General features: G+C 63.3%; 19 protein-coding genes. 7 read left to right on the forward strand and 12 right to left on the reverse strand.

Translation table 11 applies throughout. The annotated features are described in order from the left end of the window. The first annotated feature begins 28 nt into the window (after positions 1-28). Positions 29-706 (forward strand): MBL fold metallo-hydrolase, encoded by a 678-nt coding sequence (locus tag STHERM_RS08330; RefSeq protein ID WP_041623481.1) that lies wholly within the window; start codon positions 29-31, stop codon positions 704-706. Here the strand turns inward: STHERM_RS08330 and STHERM_RS08335 are convergent. After that, positions 690-1094, reverse strand: a complete 405-nt coding sequence (locus tag STHERM_RS08335; protein WP_013314448.1) for a hypothetical protein — start codon at positions 1092-1094, stop codon at positions 690-692. The genes STHERM_RS08330 and STHERM_RS08335 overlap by 17 nt on opposite strands. An 82-nt stretch (positions 1095-1176) precedes the next feature. Next, positions 1177-1536, reverse strand: coding sequence for a TraR/DksA family transcriptional regulator (locus STHERM_RS08340; RefSeq protein ID WP_013314449.1), 360 nt, complete (start codon positions 1534-1536; stop codon positions 1177-1179). 137 nt (positions 1537-1673) lie between these two features. Here STHERM_RS08340 and infA point away from each other — a divergent pair, with 137 nt between their 5' ends. Continuing rightward, positions 1674-1892: a translation initiation factor IF-1 gene (gene infA / locus STHERM_RS08345; protein ID WP_041623483.1), complete on the forward strand. Its 219-nt coding sequence runs from the start codon at positions 1674-1676 to the stop codon at positions 1890-1892. Here the strand turns inward: infA and STHERM_RS08350 are convergent. Genes STHERM_RS08350 through STHERM_RS08390 form a run of 9 tightly spaced genes read right to left on the reverse strand, consistent with a single transcriptional unit; the run spans position 1877 to position 10914 of the window. Then, a complete protein-coding gene (locus tag STHERM_RS08350; protein ID WP_071650361.1) occupies positions 1877-2323 on the reverse strand; it encodes a Smr/MutS family protein in 447 nt (148 codons plus the stop codon). The two genes, infA and STHERM_RS08350, sit on opposite strands and share 16 nt — an antisense overlap. 2 nt (positions 2324-2325) lie before the next feature. Further along, positions 2326-4332, reverse strand: coding sequence for a tetratricopeptide repeat protein (locus STHERM_RS08355; RefSeq protein ID WP_041623485.1), 2007 nt, complete (start codon positions 4330-4332; stop codon positions 2326-2328). Beyond that, the gene (locus STHERM_RS08360) at positions 4281-4877 is read right to left on the reverse strand and encodes a tetratricopeptide repeat protein (protein ID WP_013314453.1); all 597 of its coding nucleotides are present in this window, start codon (positions 4875-4877) and stop codon (positions 4281-4283) included. The genes STHERM_RS08355 and STHERM_RS08360 overlap by 52 nt, the downstream gene beginning before the upstream one ends. Continuing rightward, the gene (locus tag STHERM_RS08365; RefSeq protein ID WP_013314454.1) at positions 4874-5869 is read right to left on the reverse strand and encodes a vWA domain-containing protein; all 996 of its coding nucleotides are present in this window, start codon (positions 5867-5869) and stop codon (positions 4874-4876) included. The genes STHERM_RS08360 and STHERM_RS08365 overlap by 4 nt, the downstream gene beginning before the upstream one ends. Next, positions 5866-6864 (reverse strand): VWA domain-containing protein, encoded by a 999-nt coding sequence (locus tag STHERM_RS08370; RefSeq protein ID WP_013314455.1) that lies wholly within the window; start codon positions 6862-6864, stop codon positions 5866-5868. Before STHERM_RS08370 ends, STHERM_RS08365 begins: the two co-directional genes overlap by 4 nt. After that, complete coding sequence (locus tag STHERM_RS08375) at positions 6861-7721, reverse strand: hypothetical protein (RefSeq protein ID WP_041623487.1); 861 nt, start codon at positions 7719-7721, stop codon at positions 6861-6863. Before STHERM_RS08375 ends, STHERM_RS08370 begins: the two co-directional genes overlap by 4 nt. Further along, positions 7718-8587, reverse strand: coding sequence for a DUF58 domain-containing protein (locus tag STHERM_RS08380; protein WP_013314457.1), 870 nt, complete (start codon positions 8585-8587; stop codon positions 7718-7720). Before STHERM_RS08380 ends, STHERM_RS08375 begins: the two co-directional genes overlap by 4 nt. Before the next feature lie 8 nt (positions 8588-8595). Continuing rightward, a complete protein-coding gene (locus STHERM_RS08385) occupies positions 8596-9585 on the reverse strand; it encodes an AAA family ATPase (protein WP_013314458.1) in 990 nt (329 codons plus the stop codon). A gap of 39 nt (positions 9586-9624) precedes the next feature. After that, positions 9625-10914: a bifunctional ornithine acetyltransferase/N-acetylglutamate synthase gene (locus tag STHERM_RS08390; RefSeq protein WP_013314459.1), complete on the reverse strand. Its 1290-nt coding sequence runs from the start codon at positions 10912-10914 to the stop codon at positions 9625-9627. 113 nt (positions 10915-11027) lie between these two features. On the opposite strand from STHERM_RS08390, the gene STHERM_RS08395 reads away from it, so the two are divergent. The 3 genes from STHERM_RS08395 (at position 11028) to STHERM_RS08405 (ending at position 13384) form a co-directional block, all read left to right on the forward strand. Continuing rightward, the gene (locus STHERM_RS08395) at positions 11028-11858 is read left to right on the forward strand and encodes a histidinol-phosphatase (protein ID WP_013314460.1); all 831 of its coding nucleotides are present in this window, start codon (positions 11028-11030) and stop codon (positions 11856-11858) included. Positions 11859-11921: 63 nt separating this feature from the next. Then, positions 11922-12521: a histidine phosphatase family protein gene (locus tag STHERM_RS08400; RefSeq protein ID WP_013314461.1), complete on the forward strand. Its 600-nt coding sequence runs from the start codon at positions 11922-11924 to the stop codon at positions 12519-12521. Further along, on the forward strand, positions 12518-13384 hold the full coding sequence (locus STHERM_RS08405; protein ID WP_013314462.1) for an MBL fold metallo-hydrolase: 867 nt from the start codon (positions 12518-12520) through the stop codon (positions 13382-13384). Before STHERM_RS08400 ends, STHERM_RS08405 begins: the two co-directional genes overlap by 4 nt. A gap of 4 nt (positions 13385-13388) precedes the next feature. Here STHERM_RS08405 and STHERM_RS08410 read toward each other — a convergent pair whose 3' ends face one another. Continuing rightward, complete coding sequence (locus STHERM_RS08410; protein WP_013314463.1) at positions 13389-14429, reverse strand: diacylglycerol/lipid kinase family protein; 1041 nt, start codon at positions 14427-14429, stop codon at positions 13389-13391. A gap of 97 nt (positions 14430-14526) precedes the next feature. Here STHERM_RS08410 and STHERM_RS08415 point away from each other — a divergent pair, with 97 nt between their 5' ends. Together STHERM_RS08415 and STHERM_RS08420 are read left to right on the forward strand one after the other, a co-directional pair. Next, complete coding sequence (locus STHERM_RS08415; RefSeq protein ID WP_013314464.1) at positions 14527-15249, forward strand: ABC transporter ATP-binding protein; 723 nt, start codon at positions 14527-14529, stop codon at positions 15247-15249. After that, positions 15246-16562 (forward strand): ABC transporter permease, encoded by a 1317-nt coding sequence (locus STHERM_RS08420; RefSeq protein WP_013314465.1) that lies wholly within the window; start codon positions 15246-15248, stop codon positions 16560-16562. Before STHERM_RS08415 ends, STHERM_RS08420 begins: the two co-directional genes overlap by 4 nt. Position 16563 lies beyond the last annotated feature (1 nt).

Raw genomic sequence — 16563 nt, forward strand, 5'->3', positions numbered from 1 at the left:
GCCCTCGGTTCCCTACTATGATCGCATCATGGTGCAAAAGCTCGTGGTAGGTCAACTGGCGACCAACGCCTACGTGTACGTGTCCCAGGTCACGGGGAAGGCCCTCCTCATCGACCCCGGGGCGGATGCCCCACGGATCGTCGACTGGCTGGAAGACCTCGGGATCCTTCCCTCCGCCCTGCTGTGCACCCACGGACACATCGATCACGTGGGAGCCATCGGGCACCTGCTCGACCGCCTTCACCACGATCGGACCATCCCCGTCTTCCTCCACGAGGCCGATCTTCCCCTCCTCGAGGAAGCCTTCGACCTGCAGCGCGCCTGGCTCCACTCCGCCGGGATACCCACAGCCGATCTCGACCGCCCACCCGTCTCTTCGATCCGTCCCCTCACCGATGGGAAGGAACTCGACCCCTGGGGCCTTCGTCTCCTCCACACCCCCGGGCACAGCCCCGGCAGTATCTGCCTCTACGCCCCCGAGGAAGGGGTGCTCTTTTCAGGGGATACGCTCTTCCGGGAAGGGGTGGGAAGGACCGATCTTCCGGGAGGCTCGTGGGAGGCGCTGGAGAGGAGTATCGTCGAACGCCTCTATCCACTTGGCGACGGGATACGGGTCTATCCGGGGCACGGTCCGGAGACGACACTGGGCCACGAGAAGGGGTGGAACCCCTTCGTGCGGGAGGAGGGGCTCACGCCGAGAGGTTGAGGACGACCCCGGTGGTGAGTGTCTTGATACCCGGCGGTGGAACCGGGGCCTGCGAGTGGCTCACAGAGACGTCGTGGAGGCGCTCCTCCAGCGACAGGATGAGATCGTCCACCTCTTCGGCGGAGAGATCCTCCTTGGTGACGGGAGACACCCCGTCGTGCCGCTGGGAAAGCTTTATGAACCGTTCGATGAGGAGATCGAGGACCTGAAGCTTGCTCACCGGGACGCCTTCGACCCCTCCGCTCGAGGGCACTCCGATCACATGCTGCAGGCGGAGCACCACGGGGCCCGGGAGGTCCACCGGTACGTACACGGGGAGCGATGCCCGACTGTTTCCCATGAACTCCATGTAGGAGATGGTCTCGTATCCCACGCGAGAGGCTATCATGGTTCCTCCCTGCTCTTATTATCGGCAGAGGGGAACAGACTTGAATAGTTTTCTCCGAGAAACGCAAGAGACCCTCAGGCCTCTACAGTCGCTGCTTTCGCTCCAGTTCCTTCTGACAGTCCAGACAGTAGAGGGCGTAGGGGATGGCCTCGAGGCGCTCCCGTGGGATGGGCTTTCCGTCCTTGAGGCAGTAGCCGTACTTTCCGTTCTCTATGCGGGCAAGGGCCGCATCGATCTGGTTGAGTCGCCGCAACTCGTGGCCCTCGAGGGAATTGAGGATCCTCCTGTCCAGATCGTTCGCCGCGATGTCCACCAGATCCTTTTCGTTTTCGTTCGAGATGAGCTCCTCGAGTTCCTCGTTCTCCTGTGCGAGATTCATGAGGATCTCCCTCTTCATCTCAAGGAGCTTCTCCTTCATCTGCTCAAGAAAGGCTCTATCCACCAAGGGCCTCCTCCAGTCTTTTTGGCGCCTTAAAGTGCAGGAAAAACCCCAAAATGTCAAGTGGAGCGCGGGAGTTGACAGCACTAAGTGCTTGCTATATAGTAGGTTTAATTACAATTCCATCCAGAGGAGGCTCTGTGACCAAAGAAGATGCGATCGAAGTGGAGGGGATCGTCAGAGAGGCGTTGCCCAACACCATGTTTCGAGTGGAGCTCGAGAACGGACACCTGATTCTCGCCCATCTTTCGGGAAAGATGAGAAAGTATTTCATCCGAATCGTCCCCGGTGACAGGGTGAAAGTCGCCCTCTCACCTTATGACCTCACCCGCGGAAGGATCATCTACCGGGAACGCTGACGAAGGAACGCCACCACGGCTCCAGCCCCGCCCCATCTGCGGGGGGCCGTCTCTATCCTGCCGACGAAGGGACACGACTCGAGCGTCCTGTACACCACTTTTTTGAGGACCGGCTCCCTTTCGGAATGGAGGCCCTTCCCGTGCACGACGAGGAGCACCCTGTACCCCTTCCCCCGGGCCTCTACGAGGAAGTCCTTGAGCCGCCTCTCTGCCTCTTCCCTCGTGAAACCGTGCAAATCGAGGACGGCCTGAGGCGTGGAAGGACGGTTACTCGAACGGGAGCCGGAGGCTCGCCCTTCCCCACCTTCCTTCTCCTTCACTACACGCTCGTCGGGGAGATAACGATCGAGGTACCTGTGCAGGAGGTCGCCTCCCCGCTTCCTCTCACGCTCTTCCCATTCCCTGAGGATATCGCCGAACGATTCCGCCACGATCACCTCCCGATGTACCACTGCAGCGCATCCCGTCTCACCCAGCCGCTCGTTCCCATCCCCGTGTGGACACGGACATAGTCCTGATACCGGTAGTCGGTCCTCACCGCCGTACCCGCAGGACAGATCTGCAATCGACGCCCTTCCTCTTCGGGAACCGCCTGGAGAGGGGTCTCGGTCAGTACCACGGCCTGCGGCTCGCGCAAGACCACGGCCCGGTAAAAGACGTACCCTCCCGCCGCGATCGCAGCCGAGAGGGAGAGGAGCAGGGATATGAGGAGCACAGGAGCGCGCCACCGCATGTACGTGGCGAAGAGTAGACCCGACAGGGTGCATCCTGTCATCACGCCCAACCAGGGGATGCCGGGCGGAAACGCGGCGGGAAGCGCCGCCTGATATTGAAGGCCGATCTCCTCCTCCATACGAGAGAGGGCCTCCCGGAGGATGACGGCCATGGGCGCCTGCACGCATGCACGCCTCAGGTGATAGACGGCCCTCCCGTGCTCGCCGAGGGCATAGGCCGCCATGGCCGCGTCGTAGTGGATTCCCGGAGCCGGATCCGCTTCGGCCAGAGCCTCCTGGAAGGCCTCGTAGGCCTTGCCGTAGTCCTCTCGTGCGAGGAAGGCGAGCCCCTCCTGGAGTTTCTGCTCCGGAAGCGGGACATCGGGGGGGACGAGGAGTATCCACAGCAGGAGTCCAGCCCATAAGACGGTGCACACGGCCAGGGCGTACCCTCCGAGCCGCTTCCATGGAACGAGGAGGGAGAGCAGGGCCAAGCCCATGGGGATGAGGAGGAAGAGCACCCGCAGATCCTTCACGATCCACCTCCCCTGCAAGGACCGCACCTCCTCCAGGGAGAGGAAGGTGAGGGCCGGTGTGACGTTCTCCTCCCTCACCTCCACGGCGAGCGAGGTCCCCCCGGCGCTCCTCACCCCGTTCTGTCCGGGGGGGACATAGCGGAAAGGAGGGATGCGGACGGTGAGCCTGCCCTCCTCGACGGCCCTGAACCAATAGGTACGCTGCCGCCATCCGCTGTAGCCCTCCGTCGACGCCCTGTACTCCTCGTCCTCCTCCTCGCGGACCAGGACGGCGAGATCCCCGGGATCAGGCTGGGGAAACGAGAGAAAGGGGAAGTTCCCCACCCCTTTCACGAGGAGCCGTACCCCGAAGAGTTCCCCCACCTGTACCGCGGAGACCGTACGGGTGGCATAGAACTCGAACCGCCCTACCCCATGGAGAGAAGAGGACTGGGGAAGCGGATCGACCCTCACCGTGAGGGCACCTCCGGACTCCTCCATTCCGCCCAGGATCACCGTCGCAGGGGGCAGCCTGATGGTCCCGGACTCGTAGGGGGTGATCATGAGGGTCTTCACCGGAACGTGGTACAGGGTGTGCGCCCCCATCGACTCCTCCTCCACAGGAGCGAGCACCGGCACCTCTTCCACGAAGGCCCCCCGGAGCTCGGGAATCTGCACACGATCGGGAAGCACGATCCTGTCGAGATGACGGATGTAGAGGGTGACCGGCACGCTCTGGCGGGCGAGGACCCGCTCCGGGGCCTCCCACTCCACATCGTAGGCCACCTTGTCGATGTCCCCCCTGTAGGACACTTCTATGAGGAAGGGATCGGTCTGGTACACCTTCCCTCCCCGCCGCACCTGGAAGGGCCCCCATATCCTCCTCCCGGATCGAACCCCCTGGAAGGTATAGCGGTACCTCAGCATGGGCTTCCCTTCCGGATCCTTCACGGGCTGTACGAGTGGTCCCACCAGAAGGGAGAGGATCTCCGGAACCGGCGGGGGGATCACCTCCACGGCCTCCCCTGGCGCATCGAGGGGGATGGAGAGATCGAGCGTGAGACGCTCGGTCCTCCTGATGCGTGCCGCCGACACCTGTACGGTGGGTAGATCGGCCGAGGGTTCCTGGGCTCCTGCAGGGAACAACACGGCCAGGAGCACTACCAGTCCTGCCAGGTGCCTTCCGGCGGTGCGAACTCTCTGGCCTTCCATCGCGCCTGCTCCTTCTTTCTGAGATAGTCGAGGAGGTAGATTCCCCTCTCCGGAGGCGCATCCCTCGTGCCCCCCTGCTCCGAGACCTGCGGGGCCGCGGAGAAGGCGGAGAGCTTGAGATACGCGAGCTCGAGGTTGACACGGACATCCCTGTCGTCCGGTTCGAGTCTGAGGGCCTGGAGAAAGTAGAGGTAGGCGTTCTGATACTCTCCGTGATCGTAGTAGTAGAGACCGAGATTGTAGAACGCAGAAAACCTCGTCTCAGGGTCCTTGGCCGATTCGGCCTGCTTCCACTTCGCAAATGCGGTCTCATCCCCCAGGGCATGGTACACAGTGCCGAGGTTGTAGGCGATGACGCTCCCCTCCTCTCCCTCCATGTCCGCAAAGGGAAGGTAGGCGACGAGCGCATCCTGGTAATGCCCCCGGGAATAGGCATAGGCGCCCTGGAGCATCTTCAGATGGAACGAGGCCTGTGTACATCCCGGGAGGAGGAACAGGACGAGGAAGAGCAGCAGCGGTATGCCCGCACGGATCGAACCCTTCATGGCTCCACCTCCCATCGCCACCCTCTCACGAGGAGCATGAGGGAGAAGGCCAGGAAGGAGAGCCCCACGAACAGGGGATAGCGTCTTGCCGGGACGAGGCGTATCCCTTCCCGCTCCTCCCTCGCGATGGTTTCCTCAATGGTGGAGACCACGTGCTGGAAGGTCTGTCCCTCTGCATCCCTCACGGAGAAGAAGCGGCCACCCGTGATCTCCGCGATCCTCTTGAGGAGCGATGCATCGAGCCGCGAGATCACCGGTTCGCCCGAAGGCTTCTTGAGGACATCCTCTCCCTCGAGGGGAACGGGCCCCCCCGACTCGGTCCCTATTCCCACGGTGTGGACCGCAACCCCCAGATTCCGCGCCAGTTCCAGTACGGGACCGATCTCCCCCGTGAGGGCCTCTCCGTCCGAGAGGAGGATCACCAGCCGCTGCCGGTTGCTCTGCTGGGGAAAGGCCTCCAGGGCCCGGGAGAGCCCGGATGCCACGTCGGTACCAGGCGACCTCAGGAGTACCGGAGTGAGGAGGCCTATCGCGTCCTCGAGCCCCAGAAGGTCAGGGGTAAGGGGGAGGAGGAGTTCTCCCTTCCCTTTGAAAGCCACCACTCCCCAGCGCGCTCCGGAGATGCGCGAGACGAGCATGAGGGCGATCTCCTTGGCCACCTCCAATCGCGAAGGGGGCACATCGCGAACGAGCATGCTCCTCGAGATGTCGAAGAGGAGAACGATATCCGCATTCCTTCTCTTCACCGTCTCCTGCTCCATACCCCAGAACGGTTCTGCATAGGCTACGAGAAGACCGGCAATCCCCAGAAGGAGGAAGACCTGGACGAGGAACTCCCTGACGAGGAAACGGGAGACCAGATGCTCCTTCCTGTCTCTCCCTTTGAGGAGCAGGAGTTCCTTCAGCCGCCGGTAGGAACACCACACGAGAAAGAGGAGGACGGGCGCGAGCGCCAGCAGGAACCACAGACGAACCGGAAAGATGAACTTCACAACACCTCCCCGAGCACCGCGTAGTGGAGGAGAAACCAGAGGGCTGCACACAGGAGGGCCATCCGGAGGAGACCGGCGTGAAGGGAGACGACACGCACCGCAAGCTGCCGCCGCACATCGGCCGTGGCCGTAGCCCCGATGTACTGGAAGATCCTGTGGAGCGAGGTGGGGGTGTACCCGGAGAAGAACTGTCCGCCCGATATCTCAGCTATCCTCCTCAGGGTCTCTTCGTCGTACCCTTCTTCGAGCACCCCTGCGTACCGGGTACCGGTGCTGGGGTCGATCACATCGAGGCTCACAGGGCGGTCGCTTCCCACCCCCACCGTGAACAGGGGGATACCGAGCTCCCTGGCCATCTCAGCCGCCGTCTCGGGCAGGATCTCACCGGTGGTGTTCTTGCCGTCCGTGAGGATCACGACGGCCCTGAAGGATGCGTTCACACGCGAGAGGTGGAGGAGCGATGTCCCCACGCCCATACCGAGGGCCGTACCGTCACCGAGGGAGAAGAGACGGACGGCTTCCAGCCTTTCCAGGAAATACTCCACATCGATCGTGGGGGGCACCTCCAGGAGCGCTTCCTTCCCGAACAGGACGAGTCCGACCGCCATGTGGGGATACGAACGCACGAATCCCCTGATGACCTCACGGGCCACCTGGAACCGCTGCCTCCCCGGAATATCCATCGCACCCATGCTCGGGGAGACATCGAGGGCTATGACGATGGTGGGAGGATCCGAGACCACCACCTGTTCCCGTTCCACCAGGTAGGGGCCCGAGAGGATGAGCACCATCAGGGAAAGCATACCCCACAGGGCCGCATCCCGGAGGAGGGAGGCGATCCTGTACCACAGCGGCAGGCCGGGGGGGATGTCGGAACCCCAGAAGACGAAGGGGAAACGCACCGCGCTCCCACACCCCCTCCTCCTCATCCATACGAACAGGCACACGAGCACGACGAAGAGCCAGAGGGCGCCGGGACGATAAAAACCTATCATGCACCCCCCTCCTTCTCCGCGGCCTTCCTGGAGAGGAGTGCCCTCACGACCTCCAGGGAGGCCTTCTCGTGCTCAGGCGAGACCCGTCGGCTCCCGAAGCGGACCCCGTCGGCCTCGCGGAATACCCCGTACACCTGCCGGGCGAACTGCTCGGAGAGCACCCCGGGGAGCACATCCATGAGCTCCCGGGTGGTGGCCGAAGCGAATCGTGCGCCGTGGAACCGCGAGAGGTATTTCCTCGCGATCTCGATCAGCCTCGTGTAGAACTCGTCCTGCGGGAGCCCGTGGTACTCCTCCTCCAGTCTCCCCAACTGACGGAGCAGACCCCTGAGGAAGAAGCGCTCCTCCACGAATCGGCACCATGCCCTCACGAAGCCGAACCCGTTCGAGAGGAAGAGGAAGACAAGGAGGAGGATCCCCAACCCCACACCGCCGAGGAGGGCGAGGAAGAGACGGGTCCCTCGGGGGAGGAGCGGGTCCTTGTAGGGGGCGGGTTGGGTGAACCCGCGCTCATAGTAGGAGGAGACCACCACCTCCTGCGGCTCCAGGGTGAATGCCCCGCAGGGAAGGGACGGGACGAGGTGACTCCCCGGCTGGAAACTCATGAAATAGAAGGAGATCTGCACCCCACCCCGGACAGGCTTGAGCTCGATATCCTCCACCACCCCCCATTCGAGGGTGGGGACCTCCGGTCGCACGAGATCCTGTACATCCACCCCTTCGACCACCACACGCATCTCCACCCTGTCCCCCACGAAGAATTCCGAGGGGAGGAAGGTGACGCTCCGCACGCGGGGAGCCGCGTACACCGCGGCCGACGTCACTGCAAGGAGAAGGGCACAGACCGCCCGCCTCACCGACGCCTCCTCGAGAAAAAGCGTTTGAGCTGGACCACCGGATCCTCTGAGGTACTCATATCGAGGAGAGGGATCCTCCCACGCGCGCACTCCTCGGTGAGGAGGCGATCGAAGAATTCCCAATACCTGTGGTACCACCGGCGGAACTTCCCGCTCCGACCGAAGGCGGGGAGGACCGTGCCCGTCTCGGGGTCCAGGAGCTCCACGTACCCGGTGGGAGGGAAGTCCCTGTCGAGGACATCGCCGATCCTCACGAGGAAAAGATCGTGATGCGCACGGAGGAGGAGCAGATCGTCGAGGAAGCCCGCACTCCTGAAATCCGAGAGTACCACGCACATGCTCCGCCGTGGGAGCAGGTCGCGGGCCGTCCTGAGGGCCAGGGCGAGATCGGAGCCGCGTCCCCGAGGTCTCATGTCCCGGAACCTCCTGAGGAGGGCGAGCACGTGGGTCTTCCCCTTGCGAGGGAGGATGACGTCTTCCACCTCGTCGGTGAAAAAGAGCGCCCCCACCCTGTCGTTGTTCTCGAGGGTCACGAGAGAGAAGATGGAGAACAGGATCTCGAGATAGTCGAACTTGCTGTACTGGTTCGAGCCGAACCGCATGCTCCGGGACACATCCACCACGAGGAAGAGGACGAGCTCCCTCTCCTCACGGAAGACCTTGGTGTGCGGTTCTCCGAACCGGGAGGTCACGTTCCAATCGATGAGGCGCACATCGTCTCCGGGTACGTACGTCCGCACTTCCTGGAAGTCCATCCCCTGTCCCTTGAACACCGAACGGTAGTTCCCCGCATACAGCCCTTCGAGGATGATGTCCGAGAAGAGGGAAAGCTGTCTGATCCTGGCCCGGAGTCGGAAAGGGTCCATACGTCCTCTCAGGGTACCGGCACCTGTTCGAGAAGGGCCTCTATCACCCTCTCGGCGTCCATGTCCTCTGCCTCGGCCTCGTAGGAGAGGACGACCCTGTGACGGAGCACCGGATACGCCACGTCCTTTACATCCTCGGGGATGACGAATCCTCTCCCATCGAGGAGGGCCTTTATCTTCGCACACCGATAGAGGGCGATGGTGGCGCGCGGAGACGCGCCGAACTCGATGAACCGGGCGTACGAGGTCCTCGACTTCGAACGCTGTCGGGTGGCCGCCACGATGGAAACGATATACTCCTCTATGCGGGGATCCACGAGCACGCTCTGCGCGATCTCCTGGAGTCGCTTGAGATCGGTCTTGAAGAGCACCTGCTTCACCTTCACGTCCTCTTCGATCCCCTTCCTCCTCAGGATCTCGAGCTCCTCCTGTGGGGAGGGATACCCTATGAGGATCTTGAGCAGAAACCTGTCGAGCTGCGCCTCGGGAAGGGGATAGGTCCCCTCCTGCTCGATGGGGTTCTGGGTGGCCAGGACGAAGAACGGATCCGGCAGCGCGTAGGAGGTATCACCTATGGTCACCTGCCGCTCCTGCATGGCCTCCAGAAGTGCCGACTGCACCTTGGCGGGCGCCCTGTTTATCTCATCGGCGAGCACGATGTTGGAGAACACAGGCCCCCTCCGCACCACGAACTCACCGGTCTGCTGCCGGTAGACCAGGGTACCCGTGAGGTCGGCGGGGAGCAAGTCGGGGGTGAACTGGATGCGCTTGAAGCTCGCATCGAGGATCCCCGCGAGCGTCTTCACGGCGAGCGTCTTGGCGAGGCCTGGAACACCTTCGAGGAGCACATGACCTCCTGCGAGGAGCCCCATCATGAGCCCCTCGAACATGGCCTCCTGGCCCACCACGACTCGGGAGAATTCCTCCCTGCACTTCGAGAGGAGCTCCTGAGCCCTCCCGACCTTGACCTCGAGATCGCTCTGGGATTCAGCCTTCATCTGGCCTTCCTTTCATGCTGGAGAATTCCCTCGTATCCGCTACGAGCGGTAGTCCGCATTGATGTGGACATACTCCACGGTGAGATCGGAACCCAGCACCACCGCCCGGCCCTCGCCTTCCTCGTATTCCAGTCGCACGTCCACGAGTCCCTGGTGCGGAGGAAACACCTTGCCCGATGGTTCCATGGCGGTGGCCCTGAGATACGAGGATAACAGAACTTCCTTCTCTCTATCAAGCAAAAACCGCCCCTTCTCGAACACCACCTGGTCGGCCATCCACACCCGCACCCCCTCGGGCCGCATCCCCACCCCCCTGCGCCCCAACCACGCCCCCGCAGCCGAGAGAACCCTCCCCACATTCGGATCGCACCCCGCAATCGCGGTCTTGAACAGCGGGGAGTTCACCACCGCCTTCCCCACCCCCCGCGCCACCTCATCGTCCCAGCCCCGCACCTCCACCCGCACCACGTGCCCCGTCCCCTCGCCGTTCCGCACCACCTGCTCCGCCAGGAACCCGCACACCCGCTCCAGCGCCTCCCGGAACTCCCCCTCCCCCACACGCTCCCTCCGCGCCGTGGACACCAGGAACACGCTGTCGCTCGTACTCTGGTCGCCGTCCACCGAGATGCAGTTGAACGTCCTGTCGACCACCTCCCCCAGCGTCCCGTCCAGGACCTCCGGATCCACCTCCACATCGGTGAACAGGAACACGAGCATCGTCGCGAGGTGGGGCTCGATCATCCCCGCCCCCTTCGCCATCCCCCACAGCATCCCCTCCCCTACCGGCACCGCGCACAGCTTGGGGTACGCATCCGTGGTCATGATCGCCCGCGCGAGCGCCACCCCGTCCGCACTCCCCAACCCCGCCGCAAGCCTCCCCGCCTCCTCACACATCCGCTCCACCGGCAGCTCCCACCCGATGATCCCGGTGGACGACGGCACGAGCAGCCCGGGATCGATCCCCACCGCCTCACCCACCCGCTCGCGCACTCGGAGCGCGTACTCCTCGCCGTGCGCAGTCCCCACGTTGGCGATACGGTTGTTGATCACGAACCCCTGGATCGGCCTCCCCTGCATCGCCCGCCCTATCCGCACCGGTACCCCCGGGAAGGCGCTCGACGTGAACCGCGCCGCCCACCGCACCGTCGGCTCATCCAGGACCACCAGGGAAAGATCCATGAGCAACTGCCTGTCCGGCCGCTCCACCGGAGCGAAACCGAACCGCACCGTGGAAGCCCGCACCCCCTCGGGCAGCTGCGCATACCTCCTGCAGAACCCCTCGTACTCCTCCTTCGACGAGAACACCAGATCACTCCACCATCGAGTCATGAGACCTCCCTTACGGTACAGGAGAAGAAACACCCCCATGCTACACAAAAGATCCACGATATTCTATACTTTATCGTGTAGTATCTCTGCAACGGCGGACCAAGGAGTCATTCGTGTACCACACCAACTACCACACCCACACCTCATTCTGCGACGGAAAAGGCAAGCCCGAAGACTACTTCAAGGCCGCAGAATCCCGGGGCCTCCTCGCCCTCGGCTTCTCGAGCCACGCCCCCCTCCCCTACAAGAACGACTGGACCATGAAGGAACGGGACCTCCCCGCCTACAGGGAAGCCGTGGAAACCCTCAAACGGACGAGCGAGAAACTCGACATCTACCTCGGACTCGAGATAGACTACCTGCCCCCTCACCTCACCCCCGCGGACGAGCGGTTCCAGCCCCTCGACTTCACCATCGGTGCGGTCCACGTAGTGGAAGACGCCGCCCGCCACACCTTCCATGAGATCGACGGCCACCCCAAGGACTACAAGGCATGTATCGAGCTCTTCGGCGGCATACAACCCTTCGTGGAATGGTACTACCGCCAGGTGGCCCAGATGTGCCGCGAAACCCCGCCCACCATCGTGGCACACCTCGACCTCATCAAGAAGAACAACCAGCGCAACGAGTTCTTCACCGAAGAGGAACCCTGGTATCGGAACGCCGTCGCCTCGTGCCTCGACGTCATCGCCGAGGTGGGCTCCCTTCTCGAAGTGAACACGGGCGGCCTCGCCCGGAAATGCATCTCCACGATCTACCCCTCGCCGTGGATCCTCCGCCTCGCGCGGGAGCGGGATATCCCCCTGGTGCTCAGTTCCGACGCCCATGACCCCGCCCAGGTGGACTTCGCCTTCGACGAGGCAGTCGCCCTCATGAAAGAGGCGGGGTACACCAAGGTGTACGCCCTCCTGGGTGGGGAATGGATTGAGCGACCCCTCGAGTGATGCTCCCCCAATGTAGAGAGAAAAAAAGCTGATTTTTTGCCCGGAATCCGTTACCTTATAGATATGACATCGCCGCTCAGGGTCTACCTCGTACGACACGCCGCCTGCAGCGCCCGAGGTTTCATCGGGATCACCGATCCCCCCCTTTCGGAAGAAGGGCTGCGCCAACGGGAGGCCCTCGCCCGGTTCTTCGCACCGCTTCGCCTCGAGGCGGTCTACACCAGCCCCCTCGCCCGGGCGCGGGCAACCGCAGAAGTCCTCGGCACACCGCAGGAGGTGGAAGCCTTGAGGGAAATCGACTTCGGCCAGTGGGAGGGGAAACTCCACGAGGAGATCCCCCGTGGACTCCTCGAGGCGTGGTACCAGAACCCCCACACCACCTCTCCCCCCGGCGGAGAGACCCTCGCCCGGCTCGCACAGCGGGTGCTCCCCGCCTTCAAGGAGATCGTCTCCCGACACGGTCCCGGTGAGCGCATCGCCCTGGTCTCCCACGGCGGCCCGCTCCGCACCATCGTGTGTTCAGTACTCGGTCTCCATCTCGCCTACCTCTGGCACTTCGACCTCGACCGGGCGAGCGTGAGCGCCGTGGACGTCTATCCCACAGGCTACACCTCACTCGCCTTCCTCAATCACACCTTTCACCTGGAGGAACCAGCTCGATGACCATTACCCCCCTCACCACCACTCCCCCTCCTCTCACCCGCACGGGGGAACTCGCCCTCCTCTTCCTCGGGACTGGGACGGCCTTCTCGAAGAGGCTCTATCAGAACAACCTCCTGCTCGTGAAGAACGAGCAGCATCTCCTCGTGGACTGCGGTACGCGGGGAACCCAGGCCCTCCACGAGCTCGGCCTCTCGGTCGGCGAGATACAGCACTACCTCTTCACCCACTCCCACGCCGACCACATAGGGGGGGCCGAGGAGATCATGCTGGTGAACCGCTACATGAAACGACGCAGGCCCCACCTGTACATCCCCCGCGCATATCAGCGGCTGCTCTGGAACGAGTCGCTCAAAGGGGGCTCCGCCTACAGCGAGCGACACCCCTTCAAGCCCCACCTCAACCTGGAAGACTTCTTCGTCATCCACACCCCCCGTCTCCTTTTCAAAAAGCCCAGGCCCATCTACCAGATCTGGGTGGGAGACATGGACATACTCCTCTACCGCACCATCCACATACCCGAACAGGCCCGCTCCTGGAAAGAGGCCGCATGGAGCACCGGGCTGCTCATCGACCGACGCATCCTCTTCACCGGCGACACCCGCTTCGACCCGGAGATCATCACCTATTTCCACGAGCACTACCCGCTCGAGGTCATCTTCCACGACTGCCAGTTCTTCGACGGAGGAGTCCACGCCTCGTTCGAGGAGCTCTGCACCCTTCCGGACGAGATAAAGGCCAAGACCTTTCTCATGCACTACGGCGACGACTGGGAGAGACACCGATCCCGGGTGGAAGAGGCGGGATTCGCCGGCTTCGCCCGCGAACGCACCCTCTACCTGTTTCCGGCCGATCCGCCCAGATAGCCCCTCAGGCGAGGACGTAACAGCCCGCAGCGACCCGCTCGATGAGCAGGGGAAACTCCTCCTTTCCGAGCCACCACGCCTCTCCGTCGAGCTGCACCGGAAGCCGCACCCGGGAACGGATCCGAACCCTCTCGGCAGAGAGGAGGCGCACCTCGGGCCGGCCGCCGTGTTCCCCCCGATAGAGCAGGTTCTTCACCTCGAGCCTCCTGAGAAGGGGGGCGTGCCGGATGAGACAGAGGTTCTCCCTCCCAGGGAGGATGGGCTTCCCGTTCCCGTACGTACGCCCTCCGGAACTACCGAACGCCATGATGAGAAAGAGGTCCTCGAGCACCACCCGCTCCCTGCCGCTCACCACCTCCACCTCCACGGGTCGTTGAGGCACCACGAGCTCGTAGAACAGGGTGGCCAGATCGCCCACCGTGCTGTACCAGGTTCCCGGCATGCGGCCACCCCACCTCGCCTTCACCCGGTTGACCACCAGTGAGACGAAGGCGTCTATCCCCACGCTCACCACATTGGCGCCCCAGCGGGGGGAGGCGGACCGGGCCGTGGTACACGCATACACCGGCACCGGCTTCACCACGTGACTCGAGAGGATCCGCCGCACCCCCTCCTCGAGACTCCCCACATCGGCCCCATCGTTTCCGCTCCCCAAGGGCAGCCTGAGAAGCCAGACATCGTCACCCGCATGCTCCCACTCCTGCCGGATACCATGGAGCACCTCGTTGTGGGTACCGTCGCCGCCGCAGCTTATGATCAGGAGTCTCCCCCTCCTCCTCCGCACCGCCTTCCTGACCTGGAAGACCGCATGCCCCGGAAAGTGCGAATAGGCCGCCCGGCAGAATCGGGGCAGCGGACCCGGCCCGTCGGGAAGGGCCGCGAGGGCCCTCTCGAGGAGGGGAGCGAGGGCCGAAGGCCGTGCGAGTATCCCGCTCGCAGGGTTGAGGAGTATGAACACCTCCCATCCCGAGGAGAAGAGCCCCGATCGGGCCGCCGCACTCCCCAGGATGTCCACCAGGAGGTGGTGAAGGGCATATCGACTCATACGGCGAGTATACACGGAATCCCCGGAAATGCAAGGAAAACCGTGCTAGACGCGGAGCGAGCAGGATGCTAGGCTTGGCGGGAGGAAAGGAGGTCCCATGGCAGCACTCCTCACAGTCGACGGACTGAAGAAACGATTCGGGCGGGTGACGGCCCTCGACGGCCTCTCCTTCTCGATCGACAAGGGAGAGATCTACGCCCTCATAGGCCCCAACGGGGCAGGCAAGACCACCACCCTGCGGATCCTCTCCACCCTCCTCGTCCCGGACGAGGGAGGATTCACCATCGACGGTATCGACGGACTCGCACACCCCGACGAGGTACGCTCACGGATCAGCTACCTCGCCGAGGAGTCCCTCGCCTACAAACACATGACGGGCGAGGCCTACCTCCGATTCATGGCCGGCCTCTATGCCGACAGCATCACCCGGGAAGAGGAATTCTTCGCCCGTGGGTGCGAGCTCTCAGGTCTGGGTGAACGACTCAAGGACAAGATCTCCACCTACTCCAAGGGCATGACCCGCAAGCTCCTCATCGCCCGGGCGGTGATGATGAAACCCCTCCTCGCCATCCTCGACGAGCCCACCTCAGGCCTCGACGTGGAGAACGCCGTCCAGGTGCGCACCCTCATCCGATCGCTCACCGAAGAGGGTATCACCGTGCTCCTCTCATCCCACAACATGCTTGAGGTGGAGTTCCTCGCCCGACGGGTGGGGATCATCCATGGGGGACGACTCCTCGCAGAGGGTACACCGCAGGAACTGAAAGCACGGTCAGGCGCAGAGAACCTGGAACAGGTCTTCATGGAGGTGACCCGATGAGAAAGTTTGCGATTCTCCTCAAGAAAGAGATCCAGGGCCTCATCACCCCGCAGGTGATACTCTCCGTAGTGATCATGGTCATAGTGTTCGTCATGCTCGGTGGTATCCTCAAGGACCAGTTCGCAAAGATGAGCGAAGAGGCACACGACCTCAGGCTCGCACAACTCCCCTCCCGCCCCATCACCACCACCGGAGGGCTCATCGCCTACCTCAACGAGCAGGGCATCCCTGCCTTTGAGGAAGACGACTTCAGCCCCAGGATCTTCGAAAACCCGGAGGCACCTCCCCGTGTCCTCGTCTTCCCCTCGGATTTCGTGGAACACCTCCTCTCCCCGGAAGGGGAGTCACCTGAGATCACCCTCTACCTCTCCCTTCGCAACACCGCGGGCATCCTCCAGATCACCCGACTCGTCCCGCCGGAATCGTTCCGGACATTCCTCATGGAAGCCCTCCGGAGCGTCATCCTCACCGGCGGCGGGGGTGAGCAGTCCCCCCTCCTCGAACGGTACCTGGAACCGGCACGCCTCCGTGAGAAGGTCGTCTATAACGGGAGAATCGCCGCGGTCTCGCCCGACGTCCTCATAGGCTACCTCATCAACCAGAACACCATCCTCGTGCTCCTCCTCTTCATGGTGAGCCTCTTCGGCGCCCAGTTCGTGGCCACCTCCATCGCGACCGAGAAGGAGAGCAAGACCCTCGAGACCCTCCTCTCCCTCCCCGTACCCCGGAGCTACATCGCCATCAGCAAGATGGCCGCTGCAGGAATCATGGCCCTCCTCATGGTGGTCATCTACCTCGCGGGATTCACCTACTACCTCGACTCCTTCCAGGGACTCCAGACCAGCGCCTCCGCGGCCCAGGGCTCTCCGGACGCCCTCTCCGTGACCCTCGCCCTCCAGCACCTTGGGCTGGTCCTTCCCCCCTGGGACGAGCTGCTCAGGGGCCTGAGCTACCTCCTCTCGCTCCTCAACGTGCTCGGCATTGCCCTCATCCTGGGACTCTTCGCCGAGGACATCCGCGGCGTCCAGGTGGTCGTCACCCCCATCATGCTCGTGCTCCTCGCCCTCTACCTCCTCACCCTCTTCCTCGACGTGCTCTCGCTCCCCCTCCTCGCCCGCCTTGCCCTCTACCTCTTCCCCTTCACACACGCCTTCATCTCCACCTCGCTCCTCCTCGCCGACGACTACCTCGCAGTGGGCCTGGGCCTCGGCTACCAGACCCTCACCTTCGTGCTCATCTTCCTCCTCACCCTGCGGATCTTCCACACCGACCGCGTCCTCACCCTCAAGCTCCCGCGCCTGAAGCGTCGGTAGC

This window comes from Spirochaeta thermophila DSM 6192 (assembly GCF_000147075.1).
Classification (GTDB): Bacteria; Spirochaetota; Spirochaetia; order Winmispirales; family Winmispiraceae; genus Winmispira; species Winmispira thermophila_A.